Source organism: Aquamicrobium aerolatum DSM 21857, from assembly GCF_900113935.1.
Lineage (GTDB): Bacteria > Pseudomonadota > Alphaproteobacteria > Rhizobiales > Rhizobiaceae > Aerobium > Aerobium aerolatum.
On the sequence record NZ_FORF01000002.1, the window covers coordinates 60,685 to 85,931 of the forward strand.

Annotated in this window: 20 protein-coding genes; 7 read left to right on the top strand and 13 right to left on the bottom strand. The window is 61.5% G+C overall.

Annotated elements, in window-relative coordinates:
* The 3 genes from BMZ42_RS01930 to BMZ42_RS01940 are packed head-to-tail and all read left to right on the top strand — an operon-like array spanning position 1 to position 4,731.
* On the top strand, positions 1 to 1,776 hold the full coding sequence (locus BMZ42_RS01930) for an N-acetylglutaminylglutamine amidotransferase (protein WP_091517944.1): 1,776 nt from the start codon (positions 1 to 3) through the stop codon (positions 1,774 to 1,776).
* A 4-nt stretch (positions 1,777 to 1,780) separates the two neighbouring features.
* Positions 1,781 to 3,583 carry an N-acetylglutaminylglutamine synthetase gene (ngg, locus tag BMZ42_RS01935; RefSeq protein WP_091517947.1) on the top strand — a complete coding sequence of 601 codons (1,803 nt, stop codon included), beginning with the start codon at positions 1,781 to 1,783 and terminating at the stop codon, positions 3,581 to 3,583.
* Complete coding sequence (locus BMZ42_RS01940; protein WP_091517949.1) at positions 3,580 to 4,731, top strand: osmoprotectant NAGGN system M42 family peptidase; 1,152 nt, start codon at positions 3,580 to 3,582, stop codon at positions 4,729 to 4,731. Before ngg ends, BMZ42_RS01940 begins: the two co-directional genes overlap by 4 nt.
* A 21-nt stretch (positions 4,732 to 4,752) precedes the next feature.
* On the opposite strand, the gene BMZ42_RS01945 is transcribed toward BMZ42_RS01940, so the two are convergent.
* The 5 genes from BMZ42_RS01945 to BMZ42_RS01965 all read right to left on the bottom strand — a co-directional run bounded on the left by BMZ42_RS01945 (position 4,753) and on the right by BMZ42_RS01965 (position 10,774).
* On the bottom strand, positions 4,753 to 5,703 hold the full coding sequence (locus BMZ42_RS01945; protein ID WP_091517952.1) for a glutaminase: 951 nt from the start codon (positions 5,701 to 5,703) through the stop codon (positions 4,753 to 4,755).
* Between the two features lie 102 nt (positions 5,704 to 5,805).
* Positions 5,806 to 6,960 carry a hypothetical protein gene (locus tag BMZ42_RS01950; RefSeq protein ID WP_091517953.1) on the bottom strand — a complete coding sequence of 385 codons (1,155 nt, stop codon included), beginning with the start codon at positions 6,958 to 6,960 and terminating at the stop codon, positions 5,806 to 5,808.
* A gap of 712 nt (positions 6,961 to 7,672) precedes the next feature.
* A complete protein-coding gene (locus tag BMZ42_RS01955) occupies positions 7,673 to 9,139 on the bottom strand; it encodes a glutamine synthetase family protein (protein ID WP_091517956.1) in 1,467 nt (488 codons plus the stop codon).
* A gap of 97 nt (positions 9,140 to 9,236) precedes the next feature.
* A complete protein-coding gene (locus BMZ42_RS01960) occupies positions 9,237 to 10,457 on the bottom strand; it encodes an NAD(P)/FAD-dependent oxidoreductase (RefSeq protein WP_175556600.1) in 1,221 nt (406 codons plus the stop codon).
* Positions 10,454 to 10,774: a 2Fe-2S iron-sulfur cluster-binding family protein gene (locus tag BMZ42_RS01965; protein ID WP_244523133.1), complete on the bottom strand. Its 321-nt coding sequence runs from the start codon at positions 10,772 to 10,774 to the stop codon at positions 10,454 to 10,456. Before BMZ42_RS01965 ends, BMZ42_RS01960 begins: the two co-directional genes overlap by 4 nt.
* A gap of 334 nt (positions 10,775 to 11,108) precedes the next feature.
* Between BMZ42_RS01965 and BMZ42_RS01970 the strand changes: the two genes are divergently transcribed.
* Entirely contained in the window at positions 11,109 to 12,455 is a 1,347-nt protein-coding gene (locus tag BMZ42_RS01970) for an aromatic ring-hydroxylating dioxygenase subunit alpha (protein ID WP_091517962.1), read from the top strand.
* Between the two features lie 86 nt (positions 12,456 to 12,541).
* Here the strand turns inward: BMZ42_RS01970 and BMZ42_RS01975 are convergent, their stop codons facing one another.
* The 7 genes from BMZ42_RS01975 to BMZ42_RS02005 form a co-directional block, all read right to left on the bottom strand.
* Positions 12,542 to 12,934 (bottom strand): RidA family protein, encoded by a 393-nt coding sequence (locus BMZ42_RS01975; protein ID WP_091517964.1) that lies wholly within the window; start codon positions 12,932 to 12,934, stop codon positions 12,542 to 12,544.
* A 206-nt stretch (positions 12,935 to 13,140) separates the two neighbouring features.
* Positions 13,141 to 14,001 (bottom strand): ABC transporter permease, encoded by an 861-nt coding sequence (locus tag BMZ42_RS01980; RefSeq protein ID WP_091518410.1) that lies wholly within the window; start codon positions 13,999 to 14,001, stop codon positions 13,141 to 13,143.
* Positions 14,002 to 14,048: 47 nt separating this feature from the next.
* On the bottom strand, positions 14,049 to 14,840 hold the full coding sequence (locus tag BMZ42_RS01985; RefSeq protein ID WP_175556601.1) for an ABC transporter ATP-binding protein: 792 nt from the start codon (positions 14,838 to 14,840) through the stop codon (positions 14,049 to 14,051).
* 48 nt (positions 14,841 to 14,888) lie between these two features.
* The gene (locus BMZ42_RS01990; RefSeq protein ID WP_091518415.1) at positions 14,889 to 16,136 is read right to left on the bottom strand and encodes an NAD(P)/FAD-dependent oxidoreductase; all 1,248 of its coding nucleotides are present in this window, start codon (positions 16,134 to 16,136) and stop codon (positions 14,889 to 14,891) included.
* Positions 16,137 to 16,196: 60 nt separating this feature from the next.
* A complete protein-coding gene (locus tag BMZ42_RS01995; protein WP_091517967.1) occupies positions 16,197 to 17,588 on the bottom strand; it encodes an FAD-binding oxidoreductase in 1,392 nt (463 codons plus the stop codon).
* Complete coding sequence (locus BMZ42_RS02000) at positions 17,588 to 18,868, bottom strand: cytosine deaminase (protein ID WP_175556602.1); 1,281 nt, start codon at positions 18,866 to 18,868, stop codon at positions 17,588 to 17,590. Before BMZ42_RS02000 ends, BMZ42_RS01995 begins: the two co-directional genes overlap by 1 nt.
* A gap of 14 nt (positions 18,869 to 18,882) precedes the next feature.
* Positions 18,883 to 19,674 carry a creatininase family protein gene (locus BMZ42_RS02005; protein WP_091517971.1) on the bottom strand — a complete coding sequence of 264 codons (792 nt, stop codon included), beginning with the start codon at positions 19,672 to 19,674 and terminating at the stop codon, positions 18,883 to 18,885.
* Positions 19,675 to 19,900: 226 nt separating this feature from the next.
* On the opposite strand from BMZ42_RS02005, the gene BMZ42_RS02010 reads away from it, so the two are divergent.
* The 3 genes from BMZ42_RS02010 to BMZ42_RS02020 all read left to right on the top strand — a co-directional run bounded on the left by BMZ42_RS02010 (position 19,901) and on the right by BMZ42_RS02020 (position 24,626).
* On the top strand, positions 19,901 to 20,401 hold the full coding sequence (locus tag BMZ42_RS02010) for an ureidoglycolate lyase (RefSeq protein ID WP_091517972.1): 501 nt from the start codon (positions 19,901 to 19,903) through the stop codon (positions 20,399 to 20,401).
* Complete coding sequence (locus tag BMZ42_RS02015) at positions 20,398 to 23,760, top strand: hydantoinase B/oxoprolinase family protein (protein WP_091517974.1); 3,363 nt, start codon at positions 20,398 to 20,400, stop codon at positions 23,758 to 23,760. The genes BMZ42_RS02010 and BMZ42_RS02015 overlap by 4 nt, the downstream gene beginning before the upstream one ends.
* A gap of 86 nt (positions 23,761 to 23,846) precedes the next feature.
* Positions 23,847 to 24,626 carry an IclR family transcriptional regulator gene (locus BMZ42_RS02020; RefSeq protein ID WP_091517976.1) on the top strand — a complete coding sequence of 260 codons (780 nt, stop codon included), beginning with the start codon at positions 23,847 to 23,849 and terminating at the stop codon, positions 24,624 to 24,626.
* Between the two features lie 97 nt (positions 24,627 to 24,723).
* Here BMZ42_RS02020 and BMZ42_RS02025 read toward each other — a convergent pair whose 3' ends face one another.
* On the bottom strand, positions 24,724 to 25,185 hold the full coding sequence (locus BMZ42_RS02025) for a RidA family protein (RefSeq protein ID WP_091517978.1): 462 nt from the start codon (positions 25,183 to 25,185) through the stop codon (positions 24,724 to 24,726).
* Positions 25,186 to 25,247 lie beyond the last annotated feature (62 nt).

The window sequence follows — 25,247 nt, forward strand, 5'->3', positions numbered from 1 at the left end:
GTGTGTGGAATCTGCGGAGAAATTCGGTTCGATGGAACGCAACCATCGGCAACAGTTCAAAACAAGATGATGGACACGCTCGCACCGCGCGGTCCGGACGGAGCGGGACTTGTCATTCATGGCAATGTCGCCCTCGGGCACCGGCGTCTGCGCATCATCGACCTGTCCGAAAAGGCACAGCAGCCGATGAGTGACCCCGAACTGGGTCTGACAATCGCTTTCAATGGTTGCATCTATAATTACGCCGAATTACGGGCCGAGCTGGAAGGCCAAGGATACCGGTTCTTCTCGCAAGGAGATACTGAGGTGATCCTGAAGGCATGGCATGCCTGGGGCATCGACTGTGTCACGCGCTTCCACGGCATGTTCGCGTTCGTCCTTCACGAGCGCGACACCGGGCGCGTCGTGATGGCGCGCGACCGTTTCGGGATCAAGCCGCTTTATCTGAACGAGAAACCGCAAGCGCTGCGTTTTGCCTCCTCGCTGCCGGCCCTGCTGAAAGCCGGCGATGTCGACACGTCGATCGACCCCTATGCGCTTCACAATTATCTGTCGTTTCACGCTGTGGTACCGCCCCCGCGCACGATCATCAACGGTGTGCGCAAACTGCCGGCGGCGACGATCCGCACCATCGAGCCGGACGGCCGCAGCAAAGATCTCGTCTATTGGGCACCCGCCCACGAACGCGATCCTGCGCTGGCGGGAATGTCCTCGCAAGACTGGCGCGATGCCGTGCTCGACGCCGTGCGCACCGCCGTCAAGCGCCGGATGGTCGCCGACGTGCCTGTCGGCGTCCTTCTGTCCGGCGGGGTCGATTCCAGCCTGATCGTGGGCCTGCTCGCCGAAGCAGGCCAGCAAGACCTCAAGACATTTTCGGTCGGCTTTCAGGAAGCGAACGGCGAAAAAGGCGACGAGTTCGTCTATTCTGACCTGATCGCCCGTCACTATGGCACGGATCATCACCAGATTTTCGTGCCGTCGGATCGTCTGATGGACGCGCTGCCCGGCGTCATCGCGTCGATGTCGGAACCGATGGTGTCCTATGACAATGTCGGCTTCTATCTGCTGGCTCAGGAAGTCTCCAAACAGGTCAGGGTCGTTCAATCCGGACAGGGCGCCGACGAAATCTTCGCCGGTTACCACTGGTATCCGCCGCTCAGCCGCTCGACCGATGTGGTTCATGACTATGCGACCGTGTTCTTCGATCGCTCGCACGAGACACTGAAGACGCAGATCAACCCGCAATGGCTGCCGCAGGAAGACCCGAGCCTGGCACTGGTGAGCGCACATCTGACCCAGCCCGGCGCACAGACACCCGTTGATGCGGCGCTCCGGCTCGACAGCCAGGTCATGCTTGTGGACGATCCCGTCAAACGCGTCGACAACATGACGATGGCGTGGGGGCTTGAAGCCCGCGTTCCCTTTCTCGACCATGAACTGGCTGAACTGGCGGCGAAGATTCCGCCGGAAGAAAAGCTGCGGGATAACGGCAAGGGCGTTCTCAAGGACGCAGCCCGCCTGATCATCCCGCACGAGGTGATCGACCGGAAGAAGGGTTATTTCCCGGTCCCTGAGCTGAAATATATCGATGGCCCCTATCTGGAAATGGTGCGGGACGCATTGACGTCGCAGGCGGCCCGCGACCGCGGCATCTTCCGCGACAGCTACCTTGAGACATTGTTCGCGGAACCGTCAAAACACATCACGCCCCTGCAAGGGTCCGAGCTCTGGCAGGCCGGACTTCTGGAAATGTGGCTGCAAACGCACGGAATTTGACGACATGAGCAAGGATCACACAATGGCTCGGCCGCGGTCGGAAAAAGCGCTGGCGCATCGCCTTAAGCGCATGCGTGCGGAAGCGATGCAGCCGTCGTCGGCCTCGACCGGCGACCACAACCCGGCTCGCGAGGCGGCGTTCGTCGATTGCGGCTGGGGTCGCCTCATCTTCGCGCAGACATTTTCCGACCCGGCGGACTTGCTGGAACTGTTGCGCAATGAGGGCGCGGAACGACGCGACATCGCGCTCTATGTCCGAGACCCGCATGTGCTGCTTGCCGCAGCGCCGCAGCACGTCTTCCTCGACCCGTCGCATACGTTCCGGCTCGAACTTTCGACCTATCGTCCCAGCCGCCGCCAGCCGCAGGGCTATTTCATCAGGCGGCTCTCCTCCGAGGCGGACGCGCGCGCCGTCAACCGCATCTACGCATCACGCGGCATGGTCCAGGTCAACCCGGACTTCTTCTGGTCCAACCGGGACAACCGCGCGATCACCTATTTCGTCGCCGAGGACGTGATTACCGGCGAGATCATCGGCACCGTGACCGGCATCGATCACGACCGCGCTTTCGACGACCCGGAACGCGGCGCATCGCTGTGGTGCCTTGCCGTGGAGCCGCAAGCGCGCCATCCCGGCATCGGCGAAGGTCTGGTGCGTCGCCTGGCGGAACATTTTTCCGCAAGGGGCGCGGCGCATATGGACCTGTCGGTCCTGCACGACAACGAGCAGGCGATTGCATTGTACGAAAAGCTTGGTTTCCGGCGCGTCCCGGTCTTTGCCGTGAAGTGCAAGAACCCGATCAACGAAAAGCTCTTCGCCCCGCCGCTGGCAGCCTATGACGAGCTTAATCCCTATGCCCGGCTGATCGTCGATGAGGCGCATCGGCGCGGCATCCATGTCGAACTGACCGACGCGCAGGCCGGCTTTTTCCGGCTGTCACAGGGCGGGCGTTCCGTTCACTGCCGGGAGAGCCTTTCCGACCTGACCTCAGGCGTGGCCATGTCGATCTGCGACGACAAGGCGGTGACACGGCGCGTGGTGGAGCGAGCCGGTCTTGCCGTACCCGCGCAAATGACGGCGGGGGACGACCCGGAGCAACTGGCGGCCTTCCTGCAACGCCATGAGCGCGTGGTGGTCAAGCCCGCACGGGGCGAACAAGGCCGTGGCGTGGCAGTCGATATCGACAATATGGACGATCTGCAAAACGCCATCACAACCGCAAATGACCTGTGTGAGCGGGTGCTTGTCGAGGAATGTTTCGCGGGAGAAGATCTGCGCCTGCTCGTCATCGATTTCGAGCTGGTGGCCGCCGCAGTGCGCCGCCCGCCCTGCATCGTCGGCGACGGACGGCGCAAGGTGCGCAGCCTGATCGCCGCGCAGTCGCGTCGACGCGCCGCCGCCACGGGCGGCGAAAGCACCATTCCGCTCGATGCCGAAACGGAACGGTGTCTCGGGCTTGCCGGCTTCACGCTCGACAGCGTGCCCGACGAGGGGGTGGAGATCACCGTGCGCAAGACCGCCAATCTGCACACCGGCGGATCCATCCATGACGTTACCGCAATCGCTCATCCACGCCTTGTCGAAGCGGCGCTCAAGGCGGCGCGCGCAATCGACATCCCGGTCGTCGGCATCGACCTGATGGTTCGCTCGCCCACGCAAAGCGACTATGTCTTCATCGAAGCAAACGAGCGGCCGGGCCTTGCCAATCACGAGCCACAGCCAACCGCGGAACGCTTTCTCGACCTTCTGTTTCCGCTTTCCGGCCATCGGGCAAGCGCCCACGCTTCGGGAAAGATGCCGGCATGAGGATCGATCAGGCCTATCTCGCCGCCCAGCTGAAACAGCTTCTGTCGATCGACAGTCCGACCGGCTATACCGACAGGATCGTGCATTATTGCTCGCGCGAACTTGAACGTCTCGGGCTGACACCGGAGCTGACCCGGCGCGGCGCGATCCGGGCGCTGCGGCCGGGTGGCACCCCGATGGGCGCCCGCGCCATCGTCTCCCATCTGGACACGCTCGGGGCGCAGGTCAAACTGATCAAGGAATGTGGCCGTCTCGAACTGGTCTCCATCGGCCATTGGTCGGCCCGCTTTGCCGAAGGCGGGCGCGTGACGATCTATAGCGAGCAAGGCAGTTTTCGCGGCACCGTCCTGCCGCTCAAGGCCTCGGGTCACACATTCAACGAGGGCGTCGACACGCTTCCGGTCGGCTGGGACCATGTCGAACTGCGCATCGACGCGCTGACGCAGTCAAAGGCGGAGACAAGGGCGCTGGGCATCGATGTCGGCGATTTCGTTGCGTTCGACACCAATGCCGAGTTTCTGGACAATGGTTATATCAACGCCCGTCACCTCGACGACAAGGCGGGCGTCGCGATCATGCTGGCGGCGATCGAGGCGCTGCAACGCCATGAAGTTCGCACCGAAGTCGACACGCACTGGTTGTTCACGATTGCGGAAGAAGTCGGGGTCGGCGCGGCGGCAATCGTCACGCCAGACATTGCCGCCATGGTGACGGTCGATAATGGCACCACCGCGCCGGGGCAGAATTCGAAAGAGTTCGGCGTGACCATTGCGATGGCGGATCAGACCGGGCCATTCGACTACCATCTGACCAAGAAGCTGGTCGATCTGTGCCGCGAAAACGACATCGCGTTCCAGAAAGACATCTTTCGCTATTACCGCTCGGATTCAGCGTCGGCCATCGAAGCCGGACATGACGTGCGAACCGCGCTGGCCGCTTTCGGGATCGATGCCTCGCATGGCTATGAGCGTATCCACGCGCATGCGCTGTTTTCGGTTGCATCGCTGATTGCCGCCTATGCCGCCAGCCCGGTCCGGATTTCGCGCGATCTTCAGGAGATTTCGGGACGCGAGGGTTTTACGAAGCAGCCGGTAGCGCAGGCCAGCCAGCCCGAATTCGATCCGCAGACCATCTCGAAACCCAAGTGATACGATACGCCGGCGCGCGGATCAGAACACCGACCAGCGCATTTCCTTGCAGAGCATTTCGAGCGCCTCGGTGCCGAGAAGCGAGTTGCCGTGCTGGTTGAGACCCGGCGACCAGACGGCAATCGAGGCAATGCGCGGCACGATTGCAAGCACGCCCCCGCCGACCCCACTCTTGGCAGGCACGCCGACGCGATAGGCAAAGTCGCCCGATCCGTTGTAATGGCCGCAGGTCATCATCAGCGCATTGATGCGCCGCGCCCGCTCCGGTGCAACGATCTGAAACCCATTGAGCGGATTCCTGCCCTCTGAGACGAGAAACGCCCCGGCCTGCGCCAGTTGCCGGCACGTCATCGCGATCGAGCATTGATGATGATAGACCCCCAGCACCTGCTCGGGAAGATTTTGCAGATTGCCATTCGCCTTCAGCAAATTGGCGAGGGCGAAGTTTCCGAACCCGGTCGCCGTCTCGGCCTGGGCAACGAACGGATCAATCGAAATGTCGCTATCTTCGGCGAGGAACTGCACGAAGCGGAGGATTTCGCCGATGGTCTCCCTGGGCTCATGAGAAGCCAGAAGAACATCGGACGTGACGATGGCACCGGCATTGATGAAGGGATTGCGCGGGATTCCCTTCTCGTGCTCCAGCAGCACGATGGAATTGAACGCATCGCCTGACGGCTCGCGTCCGACACGCCGCCACAGACCGTCGCCCAGCTTGCCGAGCGCCAGGGTGAGCGCGAAAACCTTCGAAATACTCTGGATGGAGAACGCTTCCTGCGCATCTCCAATTGCATGCACGCTGTTGTCGTTGAGAACGATCGCCATCCCGAATTTTCCGGGATCGATCCTGGCCAGCGGCGGAATATATTGCGCGACCTGACCACGCTCGGAACGTTGGCTCAAATGCGCAGCGATCTGCGGCAACACCTCGCTGAGCCTAAACTTCACATCTGCAAGCTGATCCGTCGTCATCAATAAAAAGTGCCCCGCGTCCAACTTCCCCACCCTGAGCCAGCGCTGGCGCTGTTCAGGATGGGCATTTGATCAAGACAGACGCGGGGCTTCAACCGACTATTATTTGAAACCGATCGAAGGATCGATGAAGCGGTTGGTCACGACCATTTCCGGCGACACGTCTTCCGCAGCCCGCTCGTCGAGCCATGGCTTGACGATCTCGTACATGCGCGCGACGCGCTCCATGTCGAAATCGGCAACCGTGTCATTGGTGCCGTTGTGAACGATCCGCTCGCCCATGACCTTCCAGGCATATTCAAGATCAGCCATCGGGGTCTTCCACCACGAGGTGGCATAGCCCTTCTCGTTGAACTCATGCAGCAATTCGAGAACTTCGGTGCCATCGGTGATGTAGTCGACCATCGACTGCTGAATCACCGGCACAAGCTTCTCCAGGCACGGGGCCAATTCATCCATGCGATTGGTCGCAACCGAGAGCATGCCCGTATAGTTGGGATAGCCAAGTTCGCCCACCGTGATGGAATCGATCGGCTTGTTCCAGTTCTTGCCAGTGGCAAAGGTGTGCGGCTCCGAGGTCACGAAGCCCTGGTTGAGCCAGGTGCCGTTATTGGTGACGAAATTCTCGCCATCGCCACGGTAGCCTTCAACGAACACTTCCTGCGGTACGCCTGACTTCAGAAGGAACAGACCGAATGTGCGCTGGATGGTCGACACATAGATCATGCCCTTGCCGGATGCGGCAAACGCCTTCAGATCATCGACGCTCTTGAAGCCGTCCGGATAGGTGCCCTTGTCCCAGAACAGGCCCTGCGGCGCGGTGTCCAGCGGCGCGATCACGCCAACGACGGGGAAACGCTTGGAGAAGGTGAAGGCGTTGTCGAGTTCCTGATAGCCCAGATGCGGGCGCAGACCCGCCTTCGAGTTGCCCATGTGCAAGGCGGAATAAGCGGTTTCGCCGTCACCCAGCCCGATGCCGCCGCCACCTTCAAGGATGACGAGGTCAATGCCGGTGCTGCCAAGAGGACCGGTGTAGCGGCCGCTTTCCATCGTGCCGCCTGCACCGATCATGTTGTAGAGGCCGCCCTGCTCCGCCTGCGCCAGCCAGTCCTTCTGAATGATGAACGGATTGGGGCACACGTCAGCCAACGGCGTGGTGTAGGCCTGGCGCGCGCGCTCGCCCGGCTCGGCAGCATTGGCCGCAATCGGTGCAATGGCAGCGGCTCCTGCCAACAAAGCGTATTTGAGAAATTTCATCGTGGTTCCCCTTTTAGATAGTTGATGAAATCGTGCGAGCGCAGCGCCGGTGCCTAGGGCACGCGCCTTGTTCTGCAGCTTCGCAAACGGGTTGGGCAAACGCAGGTTTGCGTCATGGCATCGACGCGGGAAAAACCTGCGGACAATCGCAGCGCAAATGATGTTCTGGCTGACCGGCAAGGGCCGGGATCCCGCTCAACATCCTGCAAGCTCCCAAAAGTACGATTATCGAGCAATAGTTCGTTCATCGTTGCAGTATTGTTCCCCATCGTCAAGAACCAATCCGCCGCCCGCCCCGCAAATCTTCGTGACGCAGGACAGCGAAAGTTCCGCGCCCGGAAAGCTGCCCGCCGGACGCGCAAGGCCACCCGCCAGGAGCGCCGAAACTCCCTTTTTCGGCCCTCAGGTCAAGTGCAAATGACTGGAGCACTTCCGCTTTTCGTCGAATTGCGGAAATGCTCCAACGCTTTTTGCTTGCGCAACGCCCAACGCAGAACCGCCTGGCGATCGTCATCCCGAAACTGGTGCCCACTTTCGGGAGACATGCGGTCTTCGTGCATGTCTTGATCCCGAAACCGGTGCCCACTTTCGGGAGACATGCGGTCTTCGTGCATGTCTTTGATCCCGAAACCGGTGCCCACTTTCGGGAGACATGCGGTCTTCGTGCATGTCTTTGATCCCGAAACCGGTGCCCACTTTCGGGAGACATGCATTAGAACAGCGAGAAATATTCCCGCTGTTCCCACTCGGAAACCGTCATCAGATAGCGGTCCCATTCCGCACGCTTGATGTGGGTCAGATAGTCGACGAATTCGGAACTGATGGCGCGCCGGTAGAACTGGCCACCCTCGAAACGCTCGATGGCGGCAATCAGGCTCTTGGGCAGGATCTGCGAATCGTTGTCATAAGGCCGCTCGATCGGCGCTGGTGCCACCGCACCACGCTCCAGACCGTCCAGTCCGGACAGGATCTGCGAGGCAAAGTAGTAATACGGGTTGGCGGCAGGTTCCGCGATGCGGTTTTCGATCCGGCTCGCCTTGTCGCCTTCACCGATCAGCGCACGGATCATCGCGCCCTTATTGTCACGACCCCACTGGACGCGGTCGGGCGCAAGCTGGAACGGCTGATAGCGCTTGTAACCATTAACCGTCGGCGTCGTCAGCAGGCAGCTTTCCGCCGCATTGTCGAGAAGACCGGCGATCCAGGCGCTTGCGGTTGGCGTCAGATCCTGTCCCGGCTCCGGCATGAACATGTTGCGACCGGTAGCGCGATCAACGATCGACTGATGCAGATGCCAGCCGCTGGCCATGCCATTGTCGACCTTGGGGCGGCACATGAACGTGGCGTGCAGTCCCATGCGCGCGCACATCTGCTTCACCGTCGAGCGGAACAGCATCATCGTGTCGGCATGGTTCATCGGGCTGTCCGGCTCGAAGGTGAACTCGAACTGGCTCGGGCCGAATTCCGCCTCAACCGAGCGCACCGGCATGCCCAGCTGCTGACAGGCGCGGCGCAGTTCATCAGCTACCGGCTCCAGCGCGTCATAACGGGTTTCGGTCAGATACTGGTAGCCATGCGACAACAGGCTGGTCTGCGGCGGGGTTGCCGGCATGCCACCGTCGCTGTGCGCCAGGTTCTCCTGATCCATCTGGAAAACGTAGAACTCGACTTCAAGGCCGCACACCAGATCCAGCCCACGCTTGCCGAGGCGGTTGACTGCGTCGCGCAGGATACCACGCGAACTGAACGGATAGGGACGACCGTCCTTGAAGAACACGTCGCAGAGCAGCCAGCCACTATGTTCCGACCATGGCAGCACCTTGAACGTCGCCGGGTCCGGCACCAGCAGCACGTCGCCGGCCCCGGTCAGCTCGCCGGCGCCACCCTTGCCATCTTCATTCCACACCGAAAACACCGTGCGGTGCGACGTGTCCTTCAGGAGCAGGGTCGAGGTGATCGCCATGCCATTGCGGAACAAGGAATCGACCTTGTCGGCAACGATGGTCTTGCCGCGCAGCACGCCGTGCTGGTCGGCAAATGCCAGACGTACGGTTTCCAGTCCCGATGCCTTGATCTGCGACAAGACCTCTTCGGCAAGCGCAAACTGGTCATCGTTGAGCAGACCGCGTGCCTCCACCAACCCGTTTCGCAGGTTCCACGCGTGTGACGACTTGTCCATTAGTTCCCTCTGGCCATTCATTAGCGGTCCGATCCGAACCTGCATGTTGGTATTTGCACAAGGTTGCGCCCAAAATCGCGGGCGCATGACGTCGGGATCAGCCTTTCACCGCGCGCAAGAGCGGCACCGAAATGTCGGTGACCTGCGCCAGATCGAGGGCGATGCCCTCGCCGATCAATTTGCGCGACGCCATATGGTCGGCTGCGCGGTTGACTGTGTAGGACGCAAGCAGACGCTCACCATCCAGTTGCAGCACGCTGAAAGCGCCGCTCGACGGATCGCCGCGCACGACCTCCCGGCAACCGGCCTTGCCAAGACCTGCCATCTGAACCTTCAGATCATACTGATCGGTCCAGAACCACGGCACCGATGTCAGCGGCGCGTTGCCGCCGACAATGTGGGCAGCAGCCGCCTTCGCCTGATCGACCGCGTTCTGAACCGATTCCAGTCGCATCGCCGCATCCGCATAGGCGTTGTGAAACGTTGCCACATCCCCCAGCGCGTAGATGTCCGGCGCGCTGGTCTGGCCATGACCGTCGACATGAATGCCGCCAGCGACGAGATCGAGACCGATCGAGCCTGCAAGGCCAGCCTCGGCCTGACCGCCAATGCCGACCAGCACCAGATCGGCGACCAAGGTCGTGCCATCGGCAAGCCGGACGCCCTTCACCGCGCCATTTTCGACATCGAGCGCCTCGATCTGGCTGCCGAAGCGAAACTGGACACCCTTGGCGGCATGATAGTCGCGCAGATGATCCGCCAGAACGGCAGGCAGCGAGCGCGACAACAGCCGCGACTGGGTTTCCAGCACGGTCACCGGAAGGCCGTTCTTGATCGCCGTCGATGCGAACTCAAGACCGATGAAGCCCCCACCGATCACGACAACGCTCGACGCCGACGCCATCGCGTTGCGCAGCAAACGCGCATCGCCGATCGAACGCAGGGTGAAGACATTAGCCGCATCAGCTCCGGCCAGCGGCAAGGCGCGCGCACGTGATCCCGTTGCCAGGATCAGCTTTGAAAAGCTGGTGACGCCTGACGCGCTGGACACCGTGCGCTGGCGCAGGTCGATGTCGGACACAGCGTCGCTCAGGCGCAGATCGATGCCCTGATCGCGGTAGAAATCGGGCGCGCGCAGCAAAAGCTGCTCCTCGTCCTTCTCACCGGCCAGATAGGCTTTCGACAGCGGCGGACGGTGATAGGGATAATCTGCCTCAGCCGACAGCAGGACAATAGGCTCCTGCCAGCCAGCCTGCCGCAGCGACGCAGCCGCCTGCACGCCGCCATGCGACGCCCCGACAATGACCGCGGCTGTCAAAACTGGCTCTCCGGAATGGTGAACACGGCACCTTCCAGATTGTCGCTCACCCGCAACTGGCAGCACAGGCGGCTGCCGGGGCGGCGCTCAGCCGTTGCCATGTCGAGCATGTCATCTTCTTCGGACGACATCTCCGGCAGCACGCTCGCGTCGAGTCCGTCGCAATAGACATGACAGGTCGCACAGATGCATGCACCGCCGCATTCAGCCTCAATGCCATGTATGTTATTCATGACAGCGGCTTCCATGACGCTGACACCTGCACGGGCCCGAACCTCGACGGGCTCGCCGCTGCCGTTCCTGAACTTGATGGTGATCGTATCGCTCACACGCTGCTCCAACTGGTCGATTAACGAACTTTATCTCACTTATCGACCACAGCATTGATCGAACTGGGCTGCCTGTCAATCGCGGGAATGCCAGAAACAAGGGGGTTTCCTACAATATTATTACACAAGGCGATTCCACCCGCTGACAGTTTGGCCTTGATGGCTGCGAAATTTCACTTATAATCGTACATGCGCTCGATTATCGAGCCACGATTAAGGCAGTTTCAGGTCTGTGGCTAGCGACAGCGCCTGGGTGCGTGAGCTGTAAGGCCACACAATGTGATCTGAGCCGTCGAATGCGGCTATAGGGAGAGACAATGCCATGATGAGCCAAGAGCAGAACGACCTGATCACGAGGATCGGGCCAGATGCCCCCGCAGGAAAGCTGATGCGCAAATATTGGCAGCCTGCCGCGCTGGTCGACGAGCTGGAAGGTGATCGCCCGATCGTTCCTGTCCGCCTGCTCGGAGAGAATTTCGTGCTGTTCCGCGATGAGCAGGGCCGCTACGGCCTGGTCGATCGCGACTGCCCGCATCGCGGCGCCGACCTGGCATTTGGCCGTCTCGAGAATGGCGGCTTGCGCTGCTCCTTCCATGGCTGGCTGTTTGACGTCGAGGGCAACTGCCTTGAAACGCCCGCCGAGCCGGAAAACTCGAACCTGTGCAAGAACATCAAGCAGCGCGCCTATCCGGTGGTCGAGAAGAGCGGCATCCTGTGGGCCTATCTTGGCGGTGACGAGCCCCCTGCATTCCCGGAGCTTGACTGCTTCGTTGCACCCGGCACCCACACATTCGCGTTCAAGGGCCTGATCAACTGCAACTGGCTGCAGGCGCTTGAAGTCGGCATCGACCCGGCGCACGCCTCGTTCCTGCATCGCTTCTTCGAAGACGAGGACACGTCCGAGTCCTATGGCAAGCAGTTCCGTGCGGCCTCCGCCGACAGCGACCTGCCGATGACCAAGATCCTGCGCGAATATGATCGCCCGATCATCAATGTCGAGCGCACTGAATATGGCCTGCGCCTGATCGCGCTGCGCCAGATCGACGACGAGCGCACCCATGTCCGCGTCACCAACCAGCTGTTCCCGCACGGCTTCGTCATTCCGATGAGCGCCGAGATGACCATCACCCAGTGGCACGTGCCGGTGGATGACGAGAACTGCTACTGGTACGCGATCTTCACCAGCTACAACGAGCCGGTCGACAAGAAGAAAATGCGTGAGCAGCGCCTGCAGCTCTATGAACTGCCGCTCTACACGTCGCGCCGCAACAAGACCAACGACTACGGTTTCGACCCGCATGAGCAGTCGACCTCGACCTATACCGGCATGGGCCTGGACATCAACGTCCACGACCAGTGGGCGGTGGAATCGATGGGCGCGATCCAGGATCGCACCAGAGAGCACCTGGGCACCTCCGACAAGGCAATCGTCCAGTATCGCCGCCTGCTGCGCCAGGAAATCGAGAAGGCCGTCAATGGCGGCAAGCCGCTGCTGTTCCTTGACGAAGCCAATGCCCGCTCGATCCAGGGCCCGGCGACGATGGATGGCATCGGGCCGACACGCGGCTGGGAAATCTACTGGATGGAAGTCGACGTCAAGCGTCGCCGCTCGGCGCCATGGGCAGCTCCTGTCCCCGAAGAGATCGCGCTGAAGCTGCCACACATGTAAGTGTGGTGACAGACCCGCAAAAAGAGACAGCCGCGCAAATCCATTGCGCGGCTGTTTTGCTATCGACTTCTTGTCGTCGGTCTTGATCAGCCAACTTTGGCCGCGATCACCTCGACCTCGACGACGAATTCTGGCTTCGAGAAGCCGCTGACGATCAGCAATGTCGAAGCCGGCCAGGGCTGCGCTGCGAACAACTCGTTGCGCACCTCCATATAGGGCGCCATGTGCTCGCGCCCGGTGACGAACGCATTGATGCGCACGACGTCGCCGAAATCCATATCGGCTTCAGCCAGCAAGGCGCGCACATTGTCAAAACAGATCCGTGCCTGTTCCTCGGCGCCTTCAGGGATCGAGCCATCGGCGCGCGCGCCAAGCTGGCCTGAACAGACCAGCAGCCGTGCACCTTCAGGCACCGCCATGGCGTGGCTGTAATTCGAGAGCGGCGCCGGCATGGCAACGGGATTGATCGGCCTGTTCATGATGTTTCCTCCATCGCGGTCGTGTTGGTCACGCTGAGCTAAAGCGCGTCGCGATCTTTCAGATTCGCTCCTTGCGCTTTTGCTCGTTGTTTTCACGCATGTCTTTATCCCGAAACCGGTTCCCACTTTCGGAAGGACATGCAGCTAAAAAAATACGGCGGCCCTGACAAGCAGAACCGCCGCACGATCTGGTCTTGAAGACGTCCTCAGGTCTGAGGTGCGCCCGATTCATGCCAGCCGGCAAAGAACCGATTCCCGAGCCAGGTGAAGATGATGTAGACGCTCACCGACAGCAGCGTCGCGGTGATGAGCCCGGCATACATCTGCTCATATTTGAAATCGATCTTGGAGTTGATGATCATCTGCCCCAGACCGCCGCGACCGGCGAGGAAGAACAGCTCCGACACGATCGCACTGATGACCGCAAGGCTGGCGGCAATGCGCAACCCGGCAAACAGCGACGGCGCAGCCGAAGGGAAGCAGGCCTTGAACAGGATCGTGTGCCAGCGCGCGCCCTGAAGCCGGAACAGGTCGATGATGCCGCGATCAACGCTCTTGAGGCCAAGAAGCAGGGTGATCGGGATCGCAAACAGGGTGAACTTCGCCACGATCAGGACTTTTGGCAGCATGCCAAAGCCGAGCGCGGTCTGAATCAGCGGGATGATGGCGAGGGTCGGGATCGACTGCATCGCAACGATGTTGGGAAACAGCGCCCGTTCCAGGATCATCGCGCGGAACATGATGACGGCCAGCAAAATGCCGATCGGAATCGACACGGCCAGACCGGTCAGCGCAATGCCGATGGTGGTCAGCGCGCGCGTCAGCAATTCATAGCGGATTTCCGGCAGAGCGAATGCATTGTGCCACAATTCGGAACCGCTTGGCATCAGGAACTGGCGATGCGGCTCCAGCCCGCTGCGAACCCATGTGTAGAGAACGAGAAACAGGGCGAACACTACCAGCGGCGGGATGACAACCATCGCGACCTGGCTCAGCGGACCGCGAGGCTTGGAGAACGGGACCGGCTGATACGTCGTGGTGTTCATGGTCGGGGTGCTATTGGACATGGAGCCTGCTCCGGAATTGATACCCTTGGCGGTTGGAGAAATCGTGCTCACGCGCCGCCCTCCGTTGCTTCGCGCAACGACACCGAAATCTCGCCGCACAGCTCAGTGAACACGGGATCGTAACGCAGTTCGGGTGAACGCGGGAAACCGAACGGGATATCGTAGACGTTGAGGATCGTGCCGGGACGGCGCGACATCACGATCACCTTGCTCGACAGATAGACGGCTTCCGAGATCGAGTGGGTGATGAACAGCCCGGTGAAGCCCTTGCGCATGTAGAGGGAGAGCAATTCGTCGTTGAGCCGCTCACGCGTGATCTCGTCGAGCGCACCGAACGGCTCGTCGAACATGAACACGGTCGGGTTCAGCGACAAGGAGCGCGCCAACGACGCACGCATGCGCATGCCGCCGGACAGACGCTTGGGATAATGATTGGCAAAGCCGTCCAGCCCGACAAGGCTGATCTGCTCAAGCGCGATGCGGCGACGCTCTTCCTTGGGATAGCCGCGCAGTTCCATCAGCAATTCGACATTGCCGAGCACCTTGCGCCACGGCAGCAAGGTCGCGTCCTGGAAAGTGTAGCCAAGATGGCTGCGATCAACAGTCACCGTTCCGGTCGTCTGAGGGAAAAGCCCCGAGGCAATCTTCAGCAAGGTCGACTTGCCGCAGCCGGACGGACCGACGATCGAGACGAACTCGCCCTGACGGATCGTCAGCGAAACCTCGCCGATTGCCTGCGTTCCATCCGGAAACCGCATGCTGACCTTGTCGAAGGTCAACGCGGCGGGACGCGTATCCTCCATAGCTGCCGGTTCTGGCGCTCCTGCTGAAACCGTCATCAACTCACCTCCCTGAAAATTCACTTCGCCCTGACGACGCGTCGCTGCCTAGAACCGATTAACCGAAAATGGCGACAGATCTATCGTTGCCGGACGGCCACTCACAAGATTGGCCACATGGCGGCCCGTGGGCCCGCCCGAGCAAATCCCGACATGCTGATGCCCGAAGGCGAACACTGTATTGGAATATTTTGGCGACCGGTCGATCACCGGCAGACTGTCCGGAAGACACGGCCTGTGCCCCATCCATTTCGACTTCGTCGCCGTGTTGAGATCGGGGAAAAGCTCCTGCGCAATCTCGTTGAGCCGGTCGGCGCGGGCATAGTTCGGCGCGGCCGACAGGCCTGCAAGCTCGACTGTGCCTGCAATGCGCAAGCCACAATCCATCGGGTTCACGAACACGCTTCTGGTGTTCCACATCACCGTGCGGTGCACTTCGATATCCGGCTGGGCGTAGGTGACATGATAGCCACGCTGGGTTTCCAGCGGCACCTTGCTGCCAAGCTTGCGGGCAAGCTTTCCAGACCATGCGCCAGCGGCCAGAACGAGACGGTCCACCGGCACCCTGCCTTGTGTCGTCTGCAGCGCCACCGGACCTTCCGGGCCGATCTCGACGTCATTGACTTCAGCCTGAAGGATCGTGCCGCCATTGGCGCGAACCTGATCCGCAATCGCACGCACGAGCAGATGCGGGTCGATCGTCGAGCCGTTGTCGGGTGCAAAAATGCCGTGCTGGAAGCGCCGGTTCAGCGCAGGCTCGAGCTGACGGATTTCGCTTTCGCCGATCTCGTCCATGGCGGCGCCAAGGTTGCGGCGCACATCCAGCGACCATTTCGCCGCCGCAAGTTCCTCTTTGCTGTCATATACGTAGAGACAGCCATTGCGACGGATCAACTGACGAAACGTGTCACCTTCGAGGATTTCATTGTAATCGTCAAAGACGGTTTCCATCAGCGAGCGCATCGCTGTCGCCACCCGCACACACTCGTCGCGGCTTGCATGGCGCAAAAAGCGCAGCAGCCAGGGCGTCAAAAATGGCAGATAGGACCAGCGGATGGTCAATGGTCCCAGCGGATCGAGCAGCCAGCCGGGAAGCTTCTTCATCATCCCCGGCATCGCAACGGGCAAGATCGCGCTCGGCGACACTGAACCAGCATTGCCGAACGACGTGCCAAGACCAGGCTCAAGACGATCGATGATCGTCACCCCATAGCCCTGGCGTTGCAGGAACGCAGCGCAGCTGACACCGACAATGCCCGCACCGATGATCGTTACGTGTCCGTTTTGACCAGTCATTTCAGTCATTCATCCACTTGTGGAACAAAGGCTTGCAGCGTCGCTACCGACGCGCAGAACCTACTCGGCAAACAAATAGGTCTTGCCGGCAACCGGCACCCAGTCGGGATTGTCCCACGCGATCATCTTGCCGGGATTGAGGAGCCCCTTCGGGTCGGCCTGCTTCTTGAACTCAAGCTGCACCGGATTGGTCTTTTTCATACCGCCTTCCTCGAGCGTCACGCGGTGGGGGTTGAAGACCGGCAAGCCGAGCTCCTGCTCAAGGATCTGGATGATCTCTTCCAGCCGCTCATTGGTCGTGTGACGCACGATCGGCAGCGCGACCGGAGCGACGACACCGTCAAAGCGCGTGAACTCATAATGCAGAAGAAGCTCATCACCGAAGCGCGCCTTCACCTCTGCCTGCTTCTCGAACATCACCGGGCGCGGCACCAGCATCTGAAGATAGGTGATGGTCGGGTCGACGCGCAATGCACGCAAGGTGGTGTGGTTCCATGCCAGTTCGAACGCCGCCGGCAGTTTCAGTCCTTCTTCGAGCTGATCGTAGCGCAGCGCAATCCGCGCGCCCTCGTAAGCTTCGACAACCTCGACCAGACGCTCAACAGTGGCGCGAGAGACGGTCACCGCCAGCAACGCCTCGCCTTCAACGAAAAAGCGGCGATGGCGCAGGAAATAAGCCATCGGGATCGCGGATTCGAAATTTGACAGCATCCGCTTGTCAATCGTCGCATCTTCACCGATCTGCAGCGCGAGACGGCAGGAATTGTCAAAACTGTCGACGCCGATCATCACGTCGACCCAGTCGGTCGACGGGTCGGCAGGCATCTCGACTTCGACGATCACGCCATTGACGCCATAAGCGTGCGCGGCCTTGCTGATGTCTTCGCCGACGAGATCGAGCACGCGCGGCGTCTCTTCCATTGTCACCAGTCGCAGGCGACGAATGTTGGCAGGATTGCGCAGACCGCCCCAACGAATGGCCCCGACCCCGCTCGAACCGCCGGCAATGAAGCCGCCAATCGTCGCAGAACTCATTGTCGAGGGAAACAGACGGATTTCCTTGCCGACCGCACGCAGCGATGTCTCGATATGTTCGATGACAGCGCCACCCTGGGCGATGAAGTGATCGTCGTTGATCGCCACCACATTGCCCAGATGCTTCATGTGCAGCACGACGCCGCCAAACAAAGGCATGGCCTGACCGTAATTGCCAGTGCCGGCACCACGGGTCGTCACCGGCACATTGTGCTTGTAGCAGGTCGCCAGAATTTCGACGACCTCGGCTTCATTGCGCGGCGCGACAACGAAATCCGCCGTGATGTGGCCCAGCTGCTCCTTGAGGATCGGGCTGTACCAATAGAAATCGCGGCTCTTCTGCTGCACCGTGTTGACGTTGCAGTCCAGATCGAGATGCGCCAGCGCCTCACGGCAAGCCTCAATATTTGAAGTCATCAATCTTCCATCCCGAAAAGCTCGTGCAAATCGTTCGTCGCCCGCAGCGGGGCTCCGCCGCGCAGCACGATGCGGTCAACCTGTGGGCGACTGACAAGGTCATGCCAGTCGCGCGCGTCAAATATTATGAGATCCGCCGGTCCTGCGACCTCGATGCGTCCAGACGTGTCGAAACCACAGGCCAGCGCCGGATCGCGAAGCTGGATCGTCGCCCAAGCGCCAAGATCAACATCCAGATGCGCCGTGCGGATGGCCGAGCGCAGCACGTCGACCATGTCGAAATCACCATATGGATAGAACGGGTCCTGCACATTGTCCGAGGCGAAGTGCACCTTCGCGCCAGCGGCGCGCAATTCACGCACCTGGGTGATGCCCCGACGCCGCGGCGTTGCCCCTGCGGAGCGATCCTGCAAGAAGAGGTTCGAGTGTGGCAGCGACACGATGTGAACGCCTGCCGCTGCAATCTTTCCGACGATGCGGTCGCGATCCGCGTCAGCCTTGGAACTGAGCGAGCAGCAATGCCCCGCCATCACCGCGCCGGAAAACCCGGTGCGCAACACGCTGTCACAGATCAGCTCTATCGCATTGGCTGCCGGATCAAGCGTTTCGTCGACATGGAAATCGACATCAAGCCCGGCCCGTGTTGCATGAGCAAACAGCGCATCCAGCCGCTCTGGCGTTGCCGATCCAGGGACGATGAAAGCTCCCAGAATTCCGCGGAAACCGGCAATCTGGCGGCAGCGCTCGGCAAACTCGGCATGTTCGACACGATCAAGCGCCATCAGCGCGACGGCCTGCAGTTCGACCCGCCCTGCCCAGCGGGCTCTGATGCGATCAAAGGTCCGCCACGACGCACTGTCGCAAGGCATATCTGGAGTATCGAGATGGGTGCGCATCGCTGCGGTGCCATTGGCAAAGGCACGCTCCAGCGCCCTTGTCATCCGCATTTCCAGATCGGCCTCGGTCCAGTTGGCCGCATCCGCCCCCGAAAGCCTGACAGCATCGAGCAGACAGCCTTGCGGCAGGCCGGTGCGCCGGACGATGAACGCCTTGTCGAGATGGACATGAGAATCGGTGAAGGTCGGCAGAACCAGACGCCCATCCAGATCCACCACCGGGCCGTCTGCCTGCTCTGCGGTGATGAGGCCGTCCTGCGTGACGCCGAAATCCGCCAGTGCAAGGCCCTGCGTCGCGTCGATGTCGCGCAGCGCCAGCCCCTCGACCAGCTCGACCGGGACGCGTGCCCCCACATACCAGCCCGACCGCATCTGATTTGGCATCCCCCCGGTGCTCATCAGGCGACGGGACCGAAGGAAATTGGATGGCGTGCGACTTCTTCAAGCAGCGTGGCATAGCGCGCCGCCGCATGTTCGACGATGGCGCGCCCGGCCTCCGGCGTCGCCAGCGCCGCATTGCCGGCTGCACCGTCGGCATTGAGATCCGACATGATCCAGCCGGTTCCGACCGGCCCTACAATCCGGAATACTTCATTGGTTTCGGCAACAGCGGCTGAGGTCGGGACAAAATTCTTCGCGCGTTCCATCGCGACCAGATCGCTGCGGAAATGCAGCATTGCAGCGGTTTCGACGAAGCCGCCATGAATGCCGTCACGCGCCTCGTTTTCAGGCAGCAGCCCCGCCGGGTAGCCCATGCTCATCCAGCCGGCGGACACACACAACATCTGCGCCTTCAAGCGCAGCGCACGCGCCACGATCTGCAACACCGGAACGTTGCCACCATGCGCATTGAGAAAGACGAGGCGGCGCACGCCGGACTGGGCTACACTCTCGCCGATCTGGGTCAGAACGGCCTGCAACGTCGATGCATCCAGGGTAAGGACACCGGGAAAACCGGCATGTTCGTCGGACTTGGCCACGCTGACGGTCGGAAGCACGAGGACGGTCGCATTGCGCACACGGCGGGCAGCTTCCAGCGCCATGCCTTCCGCAAGCGTCGCGTCCACCGACAGCGGCAGATGCGGCCCGTGCTGCTCGATGGCGCCGACCGGAAGCAGCGCTACCGTCTCGTCGTCAACGAGCGCGGGAAGCTGGTCGGCCCGCAATTCGCTCCAAAGGTGCCACGCCATATTAAATCCGATTATCGAGCAACTGTTCGCTAATCATGACAAGGATGCCGAACGAGGTCAACACCTATTGTCATCCGCCAGCGGCAAAACCCACGCCTTCCACATGGAGCGTACACAGGTGACGGCAATCAAAACTTCGACAGCCAGCATCAATTGACAGTGCAAACCCTCGTGCTGTTATGATAATAGACCAATTGTTCGATAAACGAATTAGCGAGACCCGACCGTGATCCAATTCGAGCGCCTCACCGAAGATAGTTTCAGCGAGTTCGGCTATGTTGGCCGTTCCGGTGCCGGCATCACCAAGGCCATCCGCGACGGATCGGTGCTGCTGAGCAAGTCACCGGCGGCGCTGAGCCACGATGAAACGGCGCTCGACCTCGCGCTGGACTTCTATGACGTGCAAGCCGCAGCCGACCCGATGCAGATCAGCATCGCCGAGCGCCATGAACACAGTTCGCAAATGTTCGTGCCGATGTCCGGCCAGCATTATCTGGTGATCGTCTGGGACGACCACCCGGAGCGCGGAGGCAAGGTCCGCGCTTTCGTCGGCGCGCCCGACGACGTTGTGATCTACAAGCCGGGTGTCTGGCATCATGGCATCATCTCGCTCGACCGGCAGGGGCTGTTCGCCTCGACCATGTGGCGCACGCGCGGCGGAACAGACGTCGAATTCCTGCAGATCCCCGAACCGTTCGCACTCCCGCTGCAGGAACTGCCCGCATGAACCTGCTCGGAATCGACATCGGCGCTTCAACCATCGACCTCGCACTGAGCACCGGCGGAACGGTGCGGAAGATGAAGCTGCCGCACAAAGGCACCGAGTCCAGCACGGCGATCCTCGAGGCCATCGGCTTTGCAAGTGAACATTGGTCGGTGTCGCTGACGGCGCTCGATGAGATCCGGGTCGGCTCGACAGGCGCGCTGAACCATGTGCTGTCGGGCAACGTCTCGCCGATTGGGCTGCTGACGACACGCGGCTTTGCCGACACGCTGGCCCTGGCGCGCCAGAACCGGGTCGACCTTTATGACCCGGTCGCGCGTTCCCCCTCGCCGCATTTTCTCGTGGACCGCGCCGCGATCCATGAAATCGACGGGCGGATCGGCCCGGACGGACGCGAAATCGATCCGCTGGCGCTCGACCAGATTCGCGACGCCGCGCTCGCCTTGCAGCGCGCTGGCGCAAAGGCAATCGCCGTTTGCTTCCTCTTCTCCTATCTCGACCCGGCACATGAGAACGCCTGCGCGGCAGCGCTTGCGAAGGCCGTTCCCGACCTGCCGGTTGTGCTTTCGCATCAGTGCGATCCTTACGCACGCGAATATGAGCGCATGGTTTCAGCCTGTCTGGAAGCGGCGCTGGTGCCCTCGCAGCGCGCCTCGCTCGATGCGCTTGAGCACAGTTTGCGCGACCAAGGCTTTCGCGGGCGCCTTGCTTTTGCAGAATCGCGTGGCGCGCTGCAGGATCCTGAAGTCGCAAAGAAGCACGTCACCTCGACTATTCTGGGTGGTCCCGCCGCGGCCACACTCACCGCCACACAGCTGATGAACGATGCGCAGATCGAACAAGCCATTGCCATCGATGCCGGCTCGGTCAGCACCGACATCGTCGCGCTGACCCGCGCCGGGGCCAGCACCACCACACATGGCGTTGTCGCCGGGGTGCCGGTGCGCATTCCCATGGCGGACATCGAAAGCATCGCGCTGGGCGGAAGTTCGCGACTCAAAAGCCTGTCGCCGCAAACGACATTCGCCGCAGATGCCGACAAAGACAGCCCGACCATCACCGACGCGCTGATCGGACTGGGGCTGCTGGACAGTGCGCTGGCACAAGGCAGCCATGAGCGTATCGCGCGAGCAGCCAGCGCCGCCAACACGACGCCCGCTTCACTGTGTGAAGCGATCCGCGACGCCGCCGCTGACCGCATCGCCGATGCCGTCATCCGCTACGCGGCAGGACGCAATATCGACCCTGCCGCCACAGCGCTGGTCGCTTCCGGCGGACTCGGCAAGATCCTTGCCTGCGATATTGCCGACCGCACCGGCGCACGCGACGTCGTGATCGGTCACCATGGCGAGGTTGCCGGAGCCCTCGGCTTGCTGAGCGCGCGCACGCTTGCCGAGGAGGTGCGCATCCTCAACGTGCCTCTGGCGCAGATCGACGAAACCGACCTGGGCGGCTTTGCCGGTGCCAGCCCGGCGTCCGGTGCGCAGACACAGCTCGTCGCAACGCTTGCCCCCAACGCCTTCATGCATCCGGTGGAACTGCCACTTCCGCCAGCTCCTACCGGCGCAGACCTGCGCGCCGCCTTCGACGCCTATCATATCGACCGCTTTGGCGCCGCCTCACGCGAGCCCGGCCATGTCTTTTCCATCGCAAGGCGGGTCTATGGTGCGGCACCTATGTGCCATGACCACGAGAGCAAGGCATCGCAAGCACCCGCAGCACCTGCACATTGGCAATCAAGGCACAGCGGCAGCTTCTTTCGCTTCCAGCGCACCAGCGAAGCGACCTCACTGCGCATCGAGACGCTGCAGATGCGGCTCAACGCCATTGCCCAGTCGATGCAGGAGACCTTGTTTCGGACCGCAGTTTCCGCCGTGGTGCGGGAAGGCAATGACGCCGCCGCTGCACTCCTGTCTCCCGACGGTGAGCTGATCGCCCTTTCGGACGCAATCCCTTTGTTGCTGGGAGCGCTCGACGGATCGACCCGCGCAATTCTCGCCCGCTTTCCCGCACAGGACATGCGCGAGGGCGATCTTTACCTGATGAACGATCCGTTCCTCGGCGGCACCCACCTGCCCGACCTGACTGTCGTCCGCCCGGTCTTTTCCGGGGGCCGGCTGATCGCCTTTGCGGCCAGTATTCTGCACCATCAGGACATTGGCGGCATGCGCGCCGGTTCGGTGCCGCCGGATGCGGTCGAAATCTTTCAGGAAGGGCTGCGGCTGCCGCCGGTTCTGATGGGACGAAACGGCCAGATCGACCAGCATATCGTCGACCTCATCCACGCAAATTCGCGCGCACCGGCAACGGTGCTCGGCGATCTCAGCTCACAGGTCCGCGCCGCTGCCGAAGCCGCGCAATCGCTGACCGCCCTGGCCACAGAATGCGGGACCGACGTCTTGGTGGATGGGATCGGGGAATGTCTCGACCGGGGCGAGGCTCTGGCCCATGAGACGATCGCTTCCATGGCCCCCGGACCACATGCCGCGCGCGAAAACCTCGACCCCACACCCGGCCTGCCGCAGGTGACGATCAACCTCGCCCTGTCATGCGGCGATGGCAAACTCCACGCCGACTTCACCGGCACCTCGCCCCAGGTGGCCGCGCCGATCAACTGCGTGCGCTCCGGCCCGTTTGCGGCCTCCTTCTACAGCCTGCTGAGCGCGCTCGGGCCGACCGTATTTCGCAATGGCGGCGTCGTACGCCGCATCCATCTCGAACTGCCACAGGGCTGCGCGATCAACGCCTCGCCACCGGCAGCGGTCAATGCGCGCATGGGCATCGTGCGCGCCACCACCTCCGCCCTCTTGCAGGCTTTGGCCAAAGCCTTGCCAGCCAAGATGCCGGCAGCCAATTCCGGCATGTCCTATGTCCTCGCCTTCTCCGGCAACGGCGTCGATGGCAAACGCTTCATCGTCACCGAGATCATCGCCGGCGGCGCTGGCGGCGGGCCGGACAGCGACGGAGCGCCGGGGATTTCAACCGATGTCGGGAACGCCATGAACATGCCCGCTGAAGCGCTGGAATCGCAAATCCCGGTGCGGCTTGTCGAAGCCGTCGTGCGGCGCGGGTCCGGCGGCACGGGACAATTGCGTGGTGGCGACGGGATCAGGCGCAGCTATCTCGCCCTGCAGGACGGCATCCAGGTATCGCTGCGCGGAGAGCGCTTCCGCTCGGTGCCGCTCGGCCTTCTGGGCGGTGGCTCGCCACAACCTTCTGCCGCCACCGTGGTTCGCAGCGATGGTTCTGTGGAAAACCTCGGCACCCGCTCGGTTCCCGTGCTGAACACCGGAGACCGTTTGATCGTCGAGAGTTGCGGCGGCGCAGGCTATGGCATCGCTGCAACGGAAATGCCATCATGACCGACAGAACGCGTGCATCGAACTGGGCTGACCCGATGCGAAGATGACGCCAGGCCCACAACGATGCCGCCGGATATGATCACGACATGAATTTGTATGACCTGCTAGACAAGGAAGACAAGGAAGTTTCTCTGACTTTCGGCAAGGGCCTTTCTGTCCTCCTTGCCTTCGAGGGCCGCAACAGCGAGCTGACGATCTCGGAAATCGCCAGCAAGGTCAGCCTGAACCGTGCCGTCACGCGTCGTCTGGTGCGCACATTGGAACAACTCGGCTTCGTTTCGCACGACCGGGGGCGTTACCAGCTGACGCCACGCGTGCTGCGCCTGACACGTGGCTTCATGGAAACGCGCAGCATTCCGCAGGTTATCCAGCCAGTGCTGCGGGCAGCATCGCATGAAATCGGCGAATCGGTTTCGTTCGCCATGCTCGATGGCGATGAGGCCGTCTATGTCGCGCACGCTTTCGTTCCGAGCCGCTTCACGCTCAACATGGTGACGGTCGGCAGCCGCGTGCCGCTGGCACCGACCGCAATCGGACGCGCGATTCTGGCATTCCTGGAAAAGAACGAACGCGACGCGCTGCTCGACCGGCTCGGCCTTGCCCCCTATACGCCCCACACGCTGGTGGAGCGCAACGGTTTCGGCGACCTGCTCAGCGCCATACGCCTGAGCGGCTTCTCGTTCACGGAATCGGAATATGTCGAAGGCGTCAGCTCGCTGGCCCTGCCCGTATTCGGACGCGATTCGCAGGTCAACGGCGCAGTCTCGATCATCTTCCCACAGGGACAATATGACGAAAAACAGCTGCATGAGAAGGTCATCGCCACCCTCTCACGCTGCAGCAGCGACATCGGCGCTGTGTTCTGAAGCAACGACAAGGCGTCTACCTGAAGCGTGTCGCGATCTTTCAGATCACACGCTTCAGGATTGGTCTATTCACGCATGTCCGCTGCGTATGGCGCCGTCAGTGCTTCAGGGAAGCCACCACTTCGATCTCCAGCGGAAGGTTGACCGGCAGGGTCGCGCAACCGAGAGAAAGACGCGCATGCGCGCCAGCATCGCCGAAGACTTCAACGAAAAGATCCGATGCGCCATTGGTAACCGACGCATGATCGACGAAGTCGGCGGTGGTGCGCATATGGGCGACGACCTTGACGATCCGGTCGATGCGATCAAGATCCCCAATCGCGTATTTCAGCTTGGCCAATGAGGAAATAGCCGCAAGGCGTGCAGCATGATAGCCGTCTTCCGGCGTGAGATCGGCACCGATGATGCCGCGATACTGGATCTCGCCATTGATCGTGCAGGACGCACCAGCGCAAAAGACCAGCCCGTGCGCCGCCACTGCGGGAATGTAATTTCCCATCGGCTTCGAAATCGATTCCAGTTCAATGCCAAGGCTCGAAAGACGCTGTTCAATATTCATGGATGTCGGTTCTTTTTACCTAGATCAATTTCGCGCTTCTTCATCCGCGAAACTTCTCTAAC